This is a genomic window from Pseudomonas hydrolytica, assembly GCF_021495345.1.
Taxonomy (GTDB): domain Bacteria; phylum Pseudomonadota; class Gammaproteobacteria; order Pseudomonadales; family Pseudomonadaceae; genus Aquipseudomonas; species Aquipseudomonas hydrolytica.
On sequence record NZ_CP099397.1, the window covers coordinates 1328211 to 1343438 of the forward strand.

Annotated in this window: 13 protein-coding genes; 8 read left to right on the forward strand and 5 right to left on the reverse strand. The window is 65.0% G+C overall.

Annotated elements, in window-relative coordinates; all coding sequences use genetic code 11:
• Nucleotides 1-160 precede the first annotated feature (160 nt).
• Nucleotides 161-2014, reverse strand: coding sequence for an Lnb N-terminal periplasmic domain-containing protein (locus tag L1F06_RS06030; RefSeq protein WP_177491230.1), 1854 nt, complete (start codon nucleotides 2012-2014; stop codon nucleotides 161-163).
• Nucleotides 2015-2157: 143 nt separating this feature from the next.
• Between L1F06_RS06030 and L1F06_RS06035 the strand changes: the two genes are divergently transcribed.
• Entirely contained in the window at nucleotides 2158-2502 is a 345-nt protein-coding gene (locus tag L1F06_RS06035) for a TraR/DksA family transcriptional regulator (RefSeq protein ID WP_129483456.1), read from the forward strand.
• On the opposite strand, the gene L1F06_RS06040 is transcribed toward L1F06_RS06035, so the two are convergent.
• Nucleotides 2472-3452 carry a magnesium transporter gene (locus L1F06_RS06040; protein ID WP_129483457.1) on the reverse strand — a complete coding sequence of 327 codons (981 nt, stop codon included), beginning with the start codon at nucleotides 3450-3452 and terminating at the stop codon, nucleotides 2472-2474. The genes L1F06_RS06035 and L1F06_RS06040 overlap by 31 nt on opposite strands.
• Nucleotides 3453-3601: 149 nt before the next feature.
• Here L1F06_RS06040 and L1F06_RS06045 point away from each other — a divergent pair, with 149 nt between their 5' ends.
• The 7 genes from L1F06_RS06045 to bamJ all read left to right on the forward strand — a co-directional run bounded on the left by L1F06_RS06045 (nucleotide 3602) and on the right by bamJ (nucleotide 10137).
• Nucleotides 3602-6091, forward strand: a complete 2490-nt coding sequence (locus L1F06_RS06045; protein WP_129483458.1) for a Lon protease family protein — start codon at nucleotides 3602-3604, stop codon at nucleotides 6089-6091.
• A gap of 165 nt (nucleotides 6092-6256) precedes the next feature.
• Nucleotides 6257-6610, forward strand: coding sequence for a PA4575 family protein (locus L1F06_RS06050; protein WP_129483459.1), 354 nt, complete (start codon nucleotides 6257-6259; stop codon nucleotides 6608-6610).
• Nucleotides 6611-6763: 153 nt separating this feature from the next.
• Nucleotides 6764-7258 carry a TIGR00645 family protein gene (locus L1F06_RS06055; protein WP_041772823.1) on the forward strand — a complete coding sequence of 165 codons (495 nt, stop codon included), beginning with the start codon at nucleotides 6764-6766 and terminating at the stop codon, nucleotides 7256-7258.
• 141 nt (nucleotides 7259-7399) lie between these two features.
• Nucleotides 7400-7702, forward strand: coding sequence for a DUF6482 family protein (locus L1F06_RS06060; RefSeq protein WP_003241532.1), 303 nt, complete (start codon nucleotides 7400-7402; stop codon nucleotides 7700-7702).
• An 11-nt stretch (nucleotides 7703-7713) separates the two neighbouring features.
• A complete protein-coding gene (locus L1F06_RS06065) occupies nucleotides 7714-9276 on the forward strand; it encodes a cryptochrome/photolyase family protein (protein ID WP_129483529.1) in 1563 nt (520 codons plus the stop codon).
• Nucleotides 9273-9437, forward strand: a complete 165-nt coding sequence (locus L1F06_RS06070; protein ID WP_003241536.1) for a DUF2256 domain-containing protein — start codon at nucleotides 9273-9275, stop codon at nucleotides 9435-9437. Before L1F06_RS06065 ends, L1F06_RS06070 begins: the two co-directional genes overlap by 4 nt.
• Nucleotides 9438-9507: 70 nt before the next feature.
• Entirely contained in the window at nucleotides 9508-10137 is a 630-nt protein-coding gene (gene bamJ / locus L1F06_RS06075) for a BamJ family beta-barrel-assembly machinery protein (RefSeq protein WP_003241537.1), read from the forward strand.
• Nucleotides 10138-10296: 159 nt separating this feature from the next.
• Here bamJ and L1F06_RS06080 read toward each other — a convergent pair whose 3' ends face one another.
• The 3 genes from L1F06_RS06080 to L1F06_RS06090 all read right to left on the reverse strand — a co-directional run bounded on the left by L1F06_RS06080 (nucleotide 10297) and on the right by L1F06_RS06090 (nucleotide 15134).
• Nucleotides 10297-10524, reverse strand: coding sequence for a PA4570 family protein (locus L1F06_RS06080; protein WP_003241539.1), 228 nt, complete (start codon nucleotides 10522-10524; stop codon nucleotides 10297-10299).
• A 209-nt stretch (nucleotides 10525-10733) separates the two neighbouring features.
• Nucleotides 10734-13787, reverse strand: coding sequence for a multidrug efflux RND transporter permease subunit (locus tag L1F06_RS06085; RefSeq protein ID WP_129483460.1), 3054 nt, complete (start codon nucleotides 13785-13787; stop codon nucleotides 10734-10736).
• 201 nt (nucleotides 13788-13988) lie between these two features.
• Entirely contained in the window at nucleotides 13989-15134 is a 1146-nt protein-coding gene (locus tag L1F06_RS06090) for an efflux RND transporter periplasmic adaptor subunit (RefSeq protein WP_129483461.1), read from the reverse strand.
• Nucleotides 15135-15228 lie beyond the last annotated feature (94 nt).

Sequence of the window (15228 nt, forward strand, 5' to 3'; positions counted from 1 at the left end):
AGCCCTGAGCAGTCGGCGGTTTTCAGCCTTGGCGTGCACATTGCTCTGGCCGAAGCTGTTGAAAAGTGCTCGCAGGCGATTTCCAGCAGCAACACGTTGCCCGTGCCGATCCGCTTGTCCAGCCATAGGCCTTTCAACGCCGGCAGCGGCCATCCGTGCATCAGTAGTAGTACCAGCGCAGCTCCAGCTTCACCTCGTTGACCGGGCTGGCCAGTTGGCTGAATTCACGCTGCGCGCTCAGGCGCAGGCCCAGATCGGTGGAAACTTCCCACTGCTGGTTGAGCGACAGGCGGCGGCGCACTTCGCCGTTGTGGAAGTAGTCGCCGGCCACTTCCAGGGTCAGGTTGCCCAGCGGGTTGCGCCATAGCATCCCGCCATTGAAGCCCAGCGCAGGGGAGAGCACGGCGGCAAAGCCCTCGTTGTATTCCAGGCGTGCGGTACCCAGGGCGAAGCCCAGCAGCCTGTCGTGCAGCTGCCAGGCGGCGCCGGCACCGCCGCTGATATGACCGACCAACGGGGTATCGCCGTCCTCGCCGAGCACGCGTTCCAGGCCACCACCGACCTGCCAGGACAGCGGCTGCAGCAGGGCGTTGCGCGGCGTCAGCGAGCGGATGTTGGCCAGGTCCAGGCGCTGCAGTTGCCAGTGGTTGCCCTCGTACTGGCGCAGCTTGAGCTGGAGAATCTCGATCTGCGCGCCGAGCGGGAAGCCGTCGAGGTTGTCGTTCAGGTCGTGGTAGGCCATGCGCAGGCCGTATTCGGCAAAGGCGCGCTCGTCGCGGCTGCCGCCGGCCAGCTGCCAGGTGCGCGACTGGTGGCCCGCTTCCGGCAGTGGCGGGCGTTCCAGCTGCAAGCTGGGTGGCGGGTTGCGGTTGATGGCGCTGAGCAGCTGGAAGCTGCGCTGGGCATTGGCGCTGCGTTCCTCGTTGCTGGCGTGATAGCGCACCAGGCGGAAGGCGGCATCCTGAATCAGCGCGCGGCGCTCGGCCGGCAGGGCGAGGTAGTCGGCATCCTCAAGTCGCGCCGGATCCTGGCTCAGGCGCAAGACCCAGACCTCTTCGTCGGCCTGCAGCGGCTGCGCGCGGGCCAGCAGCTCGCGCTCGCGCGAGGGGCGATAGTCGATGCGTTCGATCAGCCCGGCGTCCTTCACCGCCCTGACCGTGTCGGTGGGGATCGCGGTGATGGGGAAGCGTTCGGTCAGTTCGATGCCCGGGCGGGCGATCTCCAGCAGTTCCAGCAGGCGGTAGGAGCAGTTTTCGTCGAAGAAGAAGTAGTCGAAGCGGATCTGCTTGAGTTCCCACACGTGCTCGACCATGCGCCCGGTTTCCTCGGGTGTCAGGTTGAGGCGGTATTCCCACAGGTCGCGGTTCTCCAGGCGGCTGTATTCGCTGAGCTTCTCGCGATAGGGCACCAGGGCGAACAGCCCGGGGTAGCCGCCCATCAGGCCGCGCCAGGCGTAGAGAATGCTGTTGTCGTCGCCTTCGATGAAGGCGCCGAAATTCAGCGCGTAGCTCAGCAGGGCGGTGTTGTGGCTGTCGATGTCGGGCTGGTCGATGCGCAGCAGGGTGTGGCCGAACATCGACGACGGGCTGTTGAGGTAGGCCGCGGGGAAGACCAGCACCGTGCTGTGTGGATTGACGTCCTTGAACCAGGCACGGAATTCGGCGCAGTCCGGGCTGGGCAGGTCGGTCAGCGCCAGGCGTTCCCTGAGCCAGCGGGTACGCGCCGGGTACACGCACTGTGGATGGCGGTCGCCGAGTTCGGCCGGCTGGTACAGCGCCTGCACGGTGGCGACCAGTTCGGCCCTGGGATTGCTGGCGCCATCTGCGGCGAGAAAGAACGCCTTGTCATCGACATAGCTGCGCCAGCCGCCGAGCTTGCCGGTTTCGTAGTGGCCGAGAGCGATCCAGTAGGGATCGTCGGCAAGTTGCTCTGGCGTGGCGGCGTGCAGGGGAAGGCTGGCGCTGAGGGCGAGGACGGCGAATATCCGTTTCAAGGTCGCTGTTCTTCTGGTCATGGCGATGGCCGAGCTTTGGTCAGGCGCAGTGCAGGTGTCAAGGCAGCAGAGAAGAGGATTTTGCGCAAGTAATGATCGATATCAGCGTCTGGCCATGATGCCGGTGTCACACTGAAAACTCGCAGCCATCGAGGAGACGGGTCATGAACCGGCGTGAGGCATTGCTGGGCCTGCAGCATGAATATCGTGTCCGTGCCGAGGCCATCCGGCGCGACCTGGGGCGTAGCCATTCGCCGGACTTCGCCGAGCAGGCGCAGCAGCGGCAGAACGACGAAGTCCTGGAAGCCCTGCTGGCCGAGGCCGAGCTGGGCCTGGCCCTGGTCAATCAGGCCTTGGCACGCGTCGCCGATGGCAGCTACGGGTTGTGCCTGAAATGCGGCGAGCCGATCAGCGAGGCGCGCCTGAATGCCATCCCGGCTGCGGAGTACTGCCTGAGCTGCGCTGGCGCCATGGCGGGTCAGAGTAGCCAGGCGGCCAGGCTGAAGTAGAACAAAAGGGTACAGATGTCCGTGATCGCCAGCGTCACCGGCCCAGCGGCGATCTTTGGGTCCAGCTTCGCCGCGTGCAAAGCGGCAGGCACGCTCAATCCCAGCAGACAGGCGGCGCACAGCGAGAGCAGGATGCTGCTGCCGATGATCAGGCCGGTCCAGGCCTCGTCTCGCCACAGCCAGACGATCAGCCAGACCAGGCTGCCGCAGGTGGTGCCGAGCAGCACGGCCGTTGGCATTTCGTGGCGCAGACAGCGCAGATACCAGGCAAGGTCGGGACGTACACTGCGCAGCGCCTGGATGGTCACCGACATCGATTGCATGCTGACGCTTTCTCCCAGGCCCAGCACCAGGGTCAGAAAAAACGCCAGTACCAGGCTCTTGGCCAGTGTCAGTTCATAGAGGCTGGCCAGCACGGCGCACGCCGTACCGCTGGCGATCGTCGCCAGCAGCCAGGGCACGCGCAGGCGAAATGCCCAGAGCGGCGACGCGTTGCCCACCTGAGCGACGTGGAAACCCAGGGTCTCGAACAGGGCATCGGCCTGATCTCGCTGTCGCAGGTCATAGCTCTCCTCGTTGAGCAGGGCGATGTCCACCAGGCCGCAGAGCCGGCCCTCCGCATCGACCACTGGCAGCGCCAGGAAGCGACGCTGGATCAGCAGCTGGCACGCCTGCAGAATGCTCGCCTGCTCCGGTATCGACACCACGCCGCGGTCCATCAGGTCGACCAGGCGGTCGTCCAGTGGTGCGGTGAGCAGGCGGCGGCTGGGCAATACGCCGAGCAGGCGTCCTTCATCGTCCACCACGTAGAAATAGATGATGCGCTCGCCCAGGCCCTGTTGGCGGATATTGTCCAGTGCTTCGCGCACGCTGAACTGGTGATTCAGCGCGGCATAGTCGTGACGGGCGACGTGCAGCACGGGCAGACTTAGGTGGTTGGGATGGGGCATGCGGCGTTTCCGGCTGTGAGGCTCGAAGCAGATTACACCGTCACACGTTTTTTTCCTTTGCGCGGAATCAAGCCTTGATCGTGATCGTCCAGCAGGCCCAGAATCACCCCATGTTTTGCGGAAACTTCCGCCCGCTATAAGGATCGCCAATGTCCAAGCGTAGCCTCGATGCTTTGCGCCTTGCCCCCGACTCCCTGACCCGCCCCTTCGCCCCCGAACAGTTCAACTTCAGCAGTACCGATGATCTGGAACCCTTCCGCGGCGTGCTCGGCCAGGCTCGCGCGGTGGAGGCCCTGCAGTTCGGCGTGGCCATGCCGCGCGCCGGCTACAACGTGTTCGTCATGGGTGAGCCGGGCACCGGGCGTTTCTCCTTCGTGCAGCGCTATCTCAAGGCCGAGGCCAAGCGCATGGAGACTCCGGCCGACCGCGTCTACGTCAACAATTTCGACGAGCCGCGCGAGCCGCGTGCGCTGGAGTTGCCGGCCGGCACCGCGAGTGCCTTCATCGCCGACATCAATCAGCTGATCGACAACCTGTTGGCCACCTTCCCGGCGGTGTTCGAAACGCCGACCTACCAGCAGAAGAAGAGCGCCATCGACCGCTCCTTCAACAAGCGCTACGACCAGGCGCTGGACGTGATCGAAAAGCTGTCGCTGGAGAAGGGCGTGGCCCTGTACCGCGACAGCACCAATATCGCCTTCACCCCGATGGCAGACGGCAAGGCGCTGGACGAGGCCGAGTTCGCCCAGCTGCCGGAGGCCGATCGCGAGCGTTTCCATGCCGATATCGCCCTGCTCGAGGAGCGCCTTAACGAGGAGCTGGCCAGCCTGCCGCAGTGGAAGCGCGAGTCGAGCAATCTGCTGCGTCAGCTCAACGAAGAGACCATCACCGTCGCCCTGCAGCCGCTGCTGGCGCCGCTGTCGGAGAAGTACGCCGAGAACGCCGGCGTCTGCGCCTATCTGCAGGCCATGCAGATCAACCTGCTGAAGACCGCGGTGGAGCAGCTGGTGGATGTGGACAAGGCCGACCCGCAGCTGCGCAAGCTGCTGGAGGAAATGTACTGCCCGAGCCTCGTGGTCGGTCATCACGCCCAGGGCGGCGCCCCAGTGGTGTTCGAATCGCACCCGACCTACGACAACCTGTTCGGCCGCATCGAGTACAGCTCCGATCAGGGCGCCCTGTACACCAGCTACCGCCAGCTGCGCCCGGGGGCGCTGCACCGTGCCAACGGCGGCTATCTGGTGGTCGAGGCCGAAAAGCTGCTCGGTGAGCCCTTCGTCTGGGAGGCGCTCAAGCGCGCCCTGCATTCGCGCCAGCTGAAAATGGAATCGCCGCTGGGCGATCTGGGGCGCATCGCCACCGTGACCCTCAATCCGCAGATGATTCCCTTGCAGCTCAAGGTGGTGATCATCGGCTCGCGCCAGCTCTACTACGCGCTGCAGGATCACGATCCGGACTTCCAGGAGATGTTCCGTGTGCTGGTCGACTTCGACGAGGACATCCCGCTCGCCGAAGACAGCCTGGAGCAGTTCGCTCAGCTGATGAAGACGCGCACCTCGGAAGAGGGCATGGCACCGCTGACCGGCGCCGCCGTGGCGCGTCTGGCCACCTACAGCGCGCGCCTGGCCGAGCATCAGGGGCGTCTGTCGGCGCGCATCGGCGACCTCTTCCAGCTGGTCAGCGAGGCCGATTTCATCCGCCATCTGGCCGGTGAAAGCATCACCGACGTCGGTCATATCGAGCGTGCGCTGAAGGCCAAGGCCACCCGCACCGGGCGCGTTTCGGCGCGCATCATCGACGACATGCTGGCCGGCATCATCCTTATCGACACCAGCGGCGCCGCCGTCGGCAAGTGCAATGGCCTGACCGTGCTGGAAGTGGGCGACTCGGCCTTCGGCGTGCCGGCGCGAATTTCCGCCACCGTCTACCCGGGCGGCAGCGGCATCGTCGACATCGAGCGCGAGGTCAGCCTGGGGCAGCCGATCCACTCCAAGGGCGTGATGATCCTCACCGGTTTCCTCGGCAGCCGCTACGCCCAGGAGTTCCCCCTGGAGATCTCCGCCAGCATCGCCCTGGAGCAGTCCTACGGCTACGTCGATGGCGACAGCGCCTCGCTGGGCGAGGTGTGCACGCTGATTTCGGCGCTGTCGCGCACGCCGCTCAAGCAGTGCTTCGCCATCACCGGTTCGATCAACCAGTTCGGCGAGGTGCAGGCGGTCGGCGGGGTCAACGAGAAGATCGAAGGCTTCTTCCGGCTGTGCGAGGCGCGCGGCCTGACCGGCGAACAGGGGGTGATCATTCCGCATTCCAACGTCAGCAACCTGATGCTCGACGAGCGGGTGCTCGACGCCGTGCGCGCCGGCCAGTTCAACGTCTACGCCGTGCGCCATGTCGACGAGGCGCTGAGCCTGCTGGTGGGCGAACCGGCGGGGCATCCCGACGAGAAGGGCCGCTTCCCCAAGGGCAGCGTCAATGCGCGTGTGCTGGAGCGGCTGCGCGAGATCGCCGAGATCGGCATGGAGGAGGAGGGCAAGCACCTCGAACCGGCAAAGGAAAAGAGCGCAGCCGTTGAGGAGGCAGCCAAACCGGCCAAGGCACCTCGGCGCAAGAAGGGTGAAGGCGAGGGTGCCGCGGGCTGATCAGAACTTGCACGATTGTCCCGAATCACCCGTCACTGGCGGGCGGCGCCTTTTGCTCACGCGTCATGCACAGAGTTATCCACAGAATGCGTGGATAACTTTTGCCTTCACAGTGCGACCGCTCGGGGTGTAGGCTGAAGCCTGGATTCCGCGAGGGTCGCCGCCATGCCGCGCAGCCTCTGCCTTACCCGCCAATGCCTGGGCCTGGTCACTCGTATCGAATGCATGATTCGGCCACTGGCTGGCGACAACGGACGTTGGACCCTGCTCTGTGCCGCCGGCATGTCCGGTGCGCAGCCTTCGGCGATCAGGGCGCAAGGCCCGTTCTACGGGCCTCACGCTGCTGAAGGGGTGCTCGCGGCAATCGCCGAAAGCCTGCTGCAACAAGGCTATGCGGAATGTTCCGAACCGCCCATCTGGCACCTGCATCTGCAGGCGGAGCTGCGCCGTGTCAACGGTGAGCGCCACAGCCACTTCACCCCCTTCCAGCATCACCCCGAGACCGACGGGCAGGGTTGAGCGCGGCGCCTGGCACGCTTTAGCCAGGGCGCTGGCGGTCGGCTTTGGCGCGGGCGGCGCAGGGGTTATCCACAGTGTTTCGAGATGCTTCTGCTGCTGCGCCCCGCTGGGTATACTCGCGCGCATTTCCGCTCCCCCCTCAGTGAGTTGTCCATGGAACGCTTTCTCGAAAACGCGATGTACGCCTCGCGCTGGCTGCTGGCGCCTATCTATTTCGGCCTGTCCCTCGCCCTGCTGGCCCTGTCGCTGAAGTTCTTTCAGGAAATCTTCCACATCCTTCCGCATGTGTTCGCCAAGAGCGAATCCGAGCTGATCCTGGTGCTGCTGTCGCTGATCGACATGGCGCTGGTCGGCGGCCTGCTGGTGATGGTGATGATTTCCGGCTACGAGAATTTCGTCTCGCAACTGGACATCGACGAAGGCAAGGAAAAGCTCGACTGGCTCGGCAAGATGGACTCCGGCTCGCTGAAGATGAAGGTGGCCGCCTCCATCGTCGCCATCTCCTCGATCCACCTGCTGCGCATGTTCATGGATGCCCAGCAGATCGATAACGAGAAGCTCATGTGGTACGTGATCATGCACATGACCTTCGTCGTCTCGGCCTTCGCCATGGGTTATCTGGACAAGCTGACCAAGCACGACCACTGATCCGCCTCGTCTGCCTGACTGCCGCCCGGCCGTTGTCTAACGGACGGGCGGTTTTCGTTTGGCCTTGCGCTTTCTGAGTGTTGTACAAAGATTTGCTTTGTAGATATTTTTGTATAACTTTGCGGGGCGCGAGGAAACATCATGAATTTGCACGATCTATCCACCCACGCCCAGGCCGGGCGTATCGACGAACTCAATCTGATCTCCCTGGAAGGCGGCATCTATCTGCTTGAGGCGCGGATGGAGGGGCGTGCTCACCCGATTCTCGATGAGCAGGGCAGCACCCTGAACCTGCGGTCGGTGGAGCATGCGCGTGACGTGCTGCAGGAAATGCCGACGCTGCCGTTCTTTCTGGTGCACAGCTCGGTGCACGACGAGATGTGCGGCATGCCTTCGGCAGACAATAGCCTGCGCGTGCCCATCGCCATTCGTTCTTCCTGGTGAGCGCTGACGCCATGTCGGCAGCGCCGGGGCCTGCCGACTCGGGCACACGCCGCCTGATCCTGGTGCTGGGCGATCAGCTCACCCCGGCACTGGGCGCGCTGGCGCAGATCGACGCGCGGCATGATCGGGTGTTGCTGGCCGAGGTGATGGAGGAGGCCAGTCATGTGCCGCATCACCCGAAGAAGATCGCACTGATCTTCAGCGCCATGCGCCATTTCGCCGAAGCCCTGCGCACGCAGGGCATCCAGGTGCATTACGTGACTCTGGACGATCCCGACAACAGCGGCTCCTTGCCCGGCGAACTGCAGCGCTGGACGCAGCGGCTGAATCCCGCCGAAGTGCACCTGACCGAGTGTGGCGACTGGCGCCTGGAACAGTCGCTGCGCCACTGCGGCGTGCCGATCCACTGGCATCAGGACAGCCGTTTTCTCTGCACGCGCGAGGCCTTCGCCGCCTGGGCGAAGGATCGCAAGCAGCTGCGCATGGAGTTCTTCTACCGCGAGATGCGCCGCACCAGTGGCCTGCTGCTCAATCCCGACGGCACGCCCGAAGGCGGCGCCTGGAATTTCGATGCCGACAACCGCAAGGCGCTGCCCAAGGAGGTGCGCCCACCCACGGCATGGCGCATCGAGCCGGACGCCATCACGCGCGAGGTGCTGGCGTTGGTCGGGCAGCGTTTTACCGAGCACTACGGCAGCCTGGAGGGTTTCGACTACCCGGTGACCACCGAGCAGGCCGAGCGTCTCTGGCAGCATTTTCTCGCCAACGGCCTGGCCGAGTTTGGCGATTACCAGGACGCCATGGCCGATGACGAGCCGTTTCTCTTTCATTCGCGCATCAGCGCCGCGCTGAACATCGGCCTGCTCGATCTGCGGCGGGTCTGCGCCGAAGTCGAGGCGGCTTATCGTGCCGGCGACGTGCCGCTGAACGCCGCCGAAGGTTTCATTCGCCAACTGATCGGCTGGCGCGAATACGTGCGCGGCATCTACTGGCTGCGCATGCCGGAGTACGCCGAAGGCAACGCCTTCGGCAATTCACGGGCGCTGCCCGAGTTCTACTGGACCGGCCGGACGCGCATGAACTGCATGCGCCAGGCCATCGGCCAGACCCTGGAGCATGCCTACGCCCACCATATCCAGCGGCTGATGGTCACCGGCAACTTCGCGCTGCTGGCCGGCATCGCGCCCAAGGCCATCTGCGACTGGTACCTGGCCGTGTACATGGACGCCTTCGACTGGGTGGAGCTGCCCAACACCCTGGGCATGGTGATGCACGCCGACGGTGGCTATCTCGGTTCCAAGCCCTACTGCGCCAGCGGCCAGTACATCAAGCGCATGTCCAACCATTGCCAGGGCTGCAGCTACAAGGTGAGCGAGAGCACCGGGGAGGCGGCCTGTCCGTTCAACGCGCTGTACTGGCACTTCCTCATGCGCCACCGCGAGCGGCTGGAGCGCAACCCGCGCATGGGCATGGTCTACCGCAACCTGGCGCGGATGAACGAGGCCAGGCAGCGGGCGCTGTGGGACTGGGGCGAGCGCCTGCTGGCCAGGCTCGATGCGGGAGAGGTGTTGTGAAAAAGAGTGAGCTGCCGGTGAAGACCTGCGCGGTCTGTGGCCTGCCGTTCACCTGGCGCCGGAAATGGGCGCGCTGCTGGGACGAAGTGCGCTACTGCTCCGAGCGCTGCCGGCGCGGACGCAGGGTGGGCAGCGATACGAGTGCCAGGTCCGGCCCCTGAGGCCGTGACGCCAGGCCGGGCATCTGTGCTAGTCTGGCCGGCCTTTTTGCAGCCCCAAGCGGAGCCTTTCATGTCCGAATTCACCTTCAGCCCCGATCTGTCCTCCGACGAGGGCCGCGTCAGCTACGGCATCGGCCGCCAGCTCGGCGGTCAATTGCGCGACAACCCGCCGCCTGGCGTCGACCTGAGCGCCATCCTCGCCGGCCTGACCGACGCCTTCACCGGCCAGGCCAGCCGCGTGTCCGAGGCCGAGCTGGGCGCCAGCTTCAAGGTCATCCGCGAAATCATGCAGGCCGAAGCTGCTGCCAAGGCCGAAGCCGCTGCCGGCGAAGGCCGCGCCTACCTGGCCGAGAATGCCAAGCGCGAAGGCGTGACCGTGTTGCCGTCCGGCCTGCAGTACGAAGTGCTGGTGGCGGGCGAGGGCGCCAAGCCGTCGGCCGACGATCAGGTGCGTACCCACTACCACGGTACCCTGATCGACGGCACCGTGTTCGACAGCTCCTACGAGCGCGGCCAGCCGGCGGAATTCCCGGTCGGCGGCGTGATCCCGGGCTGGGTCGAGGCGCTGCAACTGATGGGTACCGGCAGCAAGTGGCGCCTGCACGTGCCGAGCGAGCTGGCCTACGGCGCCCAGGGCGTCGGCAGCATCCCGCCGCACAGCGTGCTGGTATTCGATGTCGAGCTGCTCGACATCCTGTAAGGCCTCTCGGTGTCGGTGCGCACGGCGCACCCGACTGGAGAAATGCAAACGGGGCGCCCCATCAAAAGGGCGCCCCGTTTGCGTTAGGTAGGGTGCGCCGTGCGCACCGGGTTGGCATGGAGCGCCGCTATTTCAGCGAAGGTTCGCTCGTTTAGCGTTTCAGGGCCGCAACGCCCGCGCATAGCAGAACAGAAACAGGCTGCGCACCAGCTCCTTGAGCACGATGGGTTCGCTGGAGGTGAGCTCGTGCAGGTCCAGATCGCCCTGGTCGCGCAACTCGTCCAGGGCGTCTTCTTCGAGCATGGCGCAGACCTCGCCGGTTTCGCGGTTGAGGATGCGCAGATAGGGATGCGGGCGGTCCAGCCAGGCATCGATCAGGTAGGTCATGGCAGGTCTCCTTGGCCGTCTTTACGTAACTGAGAATAATTCCTATTACATAAATAGCAAGGGTTAATTACGACCTTCTGTCGTGCGCCGGCCGTAGGGGGGCGTGGCCGCCCAGGTTGTGCGCACCGCTTCCGAGGTACCGGGGAGGCGGTGCGCACGGCGCACCCTACGGTGAGTCGCCTCTCCCGCGAGGGAGAGGCGCGGGTGCATCAGTGAACGGGCACGGCCTGCGCCTGCGGCTCGGCATCCGGCTTGGCCAGCAGGCTGTAGACGCAGGGCAGGACGAACAGGGTGAACAGCGTGCCGACGCTCATGCCGGTGGCGATCACCAGGCCGATGTCGAAGCGGCTCACCGCACCGGCGCCGCTGGCGAGGATCAGCGGCACCATGCCGAACACCATCGCCGCGGTAGTCATCAGCACCGGGCGCAGGCGAATGGCCGCCGCTTCCTCGATGGCCTCGCGCAGCGGCAGGCCCTTCTCGTGGCGCAGCTGGTTGGCGAACTCGACGATGAGGATGCCGTGCTTGCTGATCAGGCCGATCAGCGTCACCAGGCCCACCTGGGTGTAGATGTTCATGGTGGAGAAACCGAGGAAGATCGGGATCAGCGCGCCGCAGATCGACAGCGGCACGGTGACCAGGATCACCAGCGGGTCGCGGAAGCTCTCGAACTGCGCGGCCAGCACCAGGAAGATGATCGCCAGGGCCAGGGCGAAGGTGACGAACAGCGCGCTGCCTTCCTGGATGTACTGCCGCGAGGCACCGGCGTAGTCGAAGCTGTAGCCGCGCGGCGCTTCCTCGCGGGCGATGGCGGTGATGGTGTCGATCGCCTCGCCCTGGCTGACGATGGGCACGCCTTCGATGATCGCCGAGTTGAGCTGCTGGAACTGCTTGAGCTTGGTCGGTCGGGCGCGGTCGCTGAGGCTGATCAGGGTGCCCAGCGGCACCATGGCGCCGCTCTCGCTGCGCACGTGGTAGTTGTCCAGCCAGCCCGGATTGTCGCGGTAGGCGCGCTCGACCTGGGCGATCACCTTGTAGCTGCGCCCGTCGATGGTGAAGCGGTTGATCTCGCCCTCACCGAGCAGGCTGACCAGGGTGGCGCCCAGGTCTTCCATGGACACGCCCATCTGTGCGGCCTTGGCGCGGTCGATGTCGACCACGATTTCCGGCTTGTCGAAGGCCAGGTCGATATTGAGGAAGGCGAACTTGCCCGACTCCAGCGCGCGCGCCTTGACCCGTTCGGCCACCTGCAGCAGCGACTCGTAGTCGTTCGGCGTGTTGACCACGAACTGGAACGGCAGGCCCTCGCCGGTGCCGGGCAGGGACGGCAGGTTGAAGCCGAAGATCTGCAGGCCGGGGATGTGGTTGAGCCGCGCCTGCACCTCCGGAAGGATCTCCATCTGCGTGCGTTCGCGGTCGTTCCACGGCGTCAGCAGAAAGCCGCCGATGCCCGACTGCACGCCATCGAAACCATTGATCTGGAACGAGGAGTAGTACTCGGGGAAGCTCTTGAAGATCTCCACGAACTGGTCGGTGTAGGCGTTGACGTAGTCGAGGTTGGTCGGCTGCGGCGCGTTGGCGAAGAGGAACACCACGCCCTGGTCTTCCTCGGGCGCCAGCTCGCTCTCGGTGAAGCTGAGCAGCACCGGGATCAGCGCCATGACGATCACGCCGAACACCACCACCACCGGGCGGGTGTTGAGGGTGCCGTGGAGCATCTTCTGGTAACGCTGCTTGAGCCGGTCGAAGATCATGTCCAGGCGATGGGCCAGCCCCGAGGGGTTCTCGTCGTGACGCAGCAGCTTGGCGCACATCATCGGCGACAGGGTCAACGCGACGATGCCGGAGATGATCACCGCGCCGGCCAGGGTCAGGGCGAACTCCTTGAACAGCGCGCCAGTCAGGCCTTCGAGGAAGCCGATGGGGGCGTACACCGCAGCCAGGGTGATGGTCATCGACACCACCGGCACGGCGATTTCGCGCGCACCCTCGATGGCCGCGTCGAATGGCGTCTTGCCCTCCTCGATATGGCGGTGGATGTTCTCAACCACGACGATGGCATCGTCCACCACCAGGCCGATGGCCAGCACCATGGCCAAGAGGGTAAGGAGATTTATTGAGTACCCCATCAGCTGCATAAAGAACAGCACGCCGATCATCGACAGCGGGATGGTGATCACCGGGATCAGTACCGAGCGGAATGCACCGAGGAACAGGAACACCACGACGATGACGATCAGCACCGCCTCGACCAGGGTCTTGACCACCTCGTCGATGGACGCCTGGATGAACAGGGTGGCGTCGTAGGCGATGGCCACCTTGAGGTTCGGCGGCAGCTGAGCCTCCAGTTCAGGAAGGATGCCGCGCACTTCCTTGATCACGTCCAGCGGGTTGGCGCTCGGCGTGCCCTTGATGGCGATGTACACCGAGGGAATGCCGTCGAACGAGCTGATCGAGTCGTAGTTTTCCGCGCCCATTTCCACTCGGGCGATGTCGCGCACCAGCACGCGGGTGTCCCCCAGCGTCTTCACCGGAATGGCGCCGAAGGCCTCGGCGGACTTCAGGTCGGTGCTGGCGTTGATGCTGGTGACCACATACTGGCCCTTCACCTCGCCGGCGGCGGAGAGGAAGTTGTACTTGCGCACCGCGCTGTTGAGGTCGCCGGCGGTGATGCCGTAGGCGGCCATCTTCACCGGGTCCAGCCACAGGCGCATGGCGAACACCTGGTTGCCGAGGATCTGCGCCTCGGCCATGCCGGGCAGGGTGGCCAGCTTGGGCTGGATCACGCGCGACAGGTAGTCGGTGATCTGCGGGTTGGACAGCTCGTCGCTGTAAAAACTGACGTACATCAGCGCCGAGGCGTCGGCCGCTTCCTTGGACAGCACCGGGTCCTCGGCGTCCTGCGGCAGCTGGTTCTTCACCTCATTGGCCTTGGCCAGCAGCTCGGTGAACAGGCGGTCGGTGTCGGCGCCGATATGGGCATAGATGGAAATGGTCGACAGGTTCTGCTGGCTCGACGAGGTCATGTAGTCGATGCCTTCGGCACTGGCCAGGCTCTGCTGCAGCGGCTGGGTGATATAGCCCTGGATGGTCTCGGCATTGGCCCCGGGGTAGGCGGTGGTGACCGTGATCAGGGCGTTCTCCATCTGCGGATACTGGCGGATGCTCAGCTTGCTGAAGGCCTGAAAGCCGAGCAGGACGATCAGCAGGCTGACCACGGTGGCCAGCACCGGGCGGCGGATGAAAGGATCGGTAAAAGCCATAAGGATTTCCTTGGCCGCCCTGCGGCGGCCTGTCTATCAGCAGTTGCGCGCGTTCTACTGCCTCTCCCGTTCATGGGAGGGGCCGGGGAAAGGGCGGAGTCAGCGTGCCCGTTTTCCCTCTCCTGGCCTCACCCCGAAGGGGCGAGGACTGTTTGCATTCGGCGCAGGCTTAATTGAACAGCATGACAAATTGCAGCGAAGTTACTGCGTGGTGGCGGCAGCCTGGATCGCCAGCGCCGGATCCTCGACCACCTCGACATGGGCGCCGTTGTCCAGCTTGAGCTGGCCGGAGGTAACCACCTGCTCGCCGGCCTGCAGGCCCTTGACGATCACCACGCGCCCGGCACGCCGTTCGCCGGTCTCGACGAAGCGCCGCTCGACCGTCAGCTGCGTCTTGCCGCCTTCGTCCTTGACCGGTTGGCCATCCTCGCCGCGCTTCTCGTCGATGACGTACACCGAGTTGCCATAGAGGGTGTAGGTGATGGCGGTTTCCGGCACCACGATCTTCGCCTCGTCATCGGGCAGCAGCACCTCGAGGTTGGCGAACATGCCCGGCAGCAGCTTCTCGTCCGGGTTGCTCAGGGTGGCGCGCACCTGCAGGTTGCGGGTCTCGTTCTCCACCTTGGGGTTGATCGCGGCGATCTGCCCTTCGAAGGTCTCGCCCGGATAGGCCGCCACGCCCACCAGCACGCGCTGCCCCACCTGCAGCTGCGGTGCGCGCTGCTCGGGCAGGAAGAAGTCGACGTGCAGGCGCGACAGATCCTGCAGGGTGGCGATGGCGGCGCCCGGCGAGAGGTAGTCGCCGGTGTCCACCTGGCGGATGCCGATGGTACCGGCGAAGGGCGCGAGCACGCGTTTCTTGTCCAACTGCGCCTTGAGCTGGGAGACCGTGGCCTCGGCCTTGAGCAGCTCGGCGTTGAGGCGGTCGAACTCGCTCTTGGAGATGTTCTGCCGGCTCACCAGGCTGCGCCCGCGCTCGAACTCGACCCGCGCCAGGCTGCGCACCGCCTCGGCGGTGGCCAGGTTGGCGCGTTCCACTTCGCTGTCGAGCTGGATCAGCGGCTGGCCGAGCGTGACCTTCTGCCCGGACTCGAACAGCACCGCACTGACGATGCCGTCCACTTCGGCAGCCAGGTCCACACCCTGGAACGCCTTGAGCGTGCCGATGGCTGGCAGGCGGCCCTGCCAGGGCTGCTCTTCGGCCAGGGCGGCGGAAACGCTGATGGCCGGCTGCGGCGCCGAGAACATCTGGATCTGCTGATAGATGGAGAAGCCTTTGTAGGCGGCGAGGGCGAGTACCACGACGAGTACGACGCCGAGCATGATGAGCATGCGGCGGAGCAACATATTCCGTTTCCTTGGCGAGCAGGGTAGGGCCTGGGAATAGGCAAGATAGGCACCTTAGTGCCAGAGCGGGACGCTGTCAAAGCGCCGTTTTATC

What these genes read in the sequence shown, in the direction of transcription:
- L1F06_RS06030 (WP_177491230.1), bottom strand. Translation starts at nt 2,014, where the DNA reads ATGACCAGAAGAACAGCGACCTTGAAACGGATATTCGCCGTCCTCGCC.
- L1F06_RS06035 (WP_129483456.1), top strand. Translation starts at nt 2,158, where the DNA reads ATGAACCGGCGTGAGGCATTGCTGGGCCTGCAGCATGAATATCGTGTC.
- L1F06_RS06040 (WP_129483457.1), bottom strand. Translation starts at nt 3,452, where the DNA reads ATGCCCCATCCCAACCACCTAAGTCTGCCCGTGCTGCACGTCGCCCGT.
- L1F06_RS06045 (WP_129483458.1), top strand. Translation starts at nt 3,602, where the DNA reads ATGTCCAAGCGTAGCCTCGATGCTTTGCGCCTTGCCCCCGACTCCCTG.
- L1F06_RS06050 (WP_129483459.1), top strand. Translation starts at nt 6,257, where the DNA reads ATGCCGCGCAGCCTCTGCCTTACCCGCCAATGCCTGGGCCTGGTCACT.
- L1F06_RS06055 (WP_041772823.1), top strand. Translation starts at nt 6,764, where the DNA reads ATGGAACGCTTTCTCGAAAACGCGATGTACGCCTCGCGCTGGCTGCTG.
- L1F06_RS06060 (WP_003241532.1), top strand. Translation starts at nt 7,400, where the DNA reads ATGAATTTGCACGATCTATCCACCCACGCCCAGGCCGGGCGTATCGAC.
- L1F06_RS06065 (WP_129483529.1), top strand. Translation starts at nt 7,714, where the DNA reads ATGTCGGCAGCGCCGGGGCCTGCCGACTCGGGCACACGCCGCCTGATC.
- bamJ (WP_003241537.1), top strand. Translation starts at nt 9,508, where the DNA reads ATGTCCGAATTCACCTTCAGCCCCGATCTGTCCTCCGACGAGGGCCGC.
- L1F06_RS06080 (WP_003241539.1), bottom strand. Translation starts at nt 10,524, where the DNA reads ATGACCTACCTGATCGATGCCTGGCTGGACCGCCCGCATCCCTATCTG.
- L1F06_RS06085 (WP_129483460.1), bottom strand. Translation starts at nt 13,787, where the DNA reads ATGGCTTTTACCGATCCTTTCATCCGCCGCCCGGTGCTGGCCACCGTG.
- L1F06_RS06090 (WP_129483461.1), bottom strand. Translation starts at nt 15,134, where the DNA reads ATGTTGCTCCGCCGCATGCTCATCATGCTCGGCGTCGTACTCGTCGTG.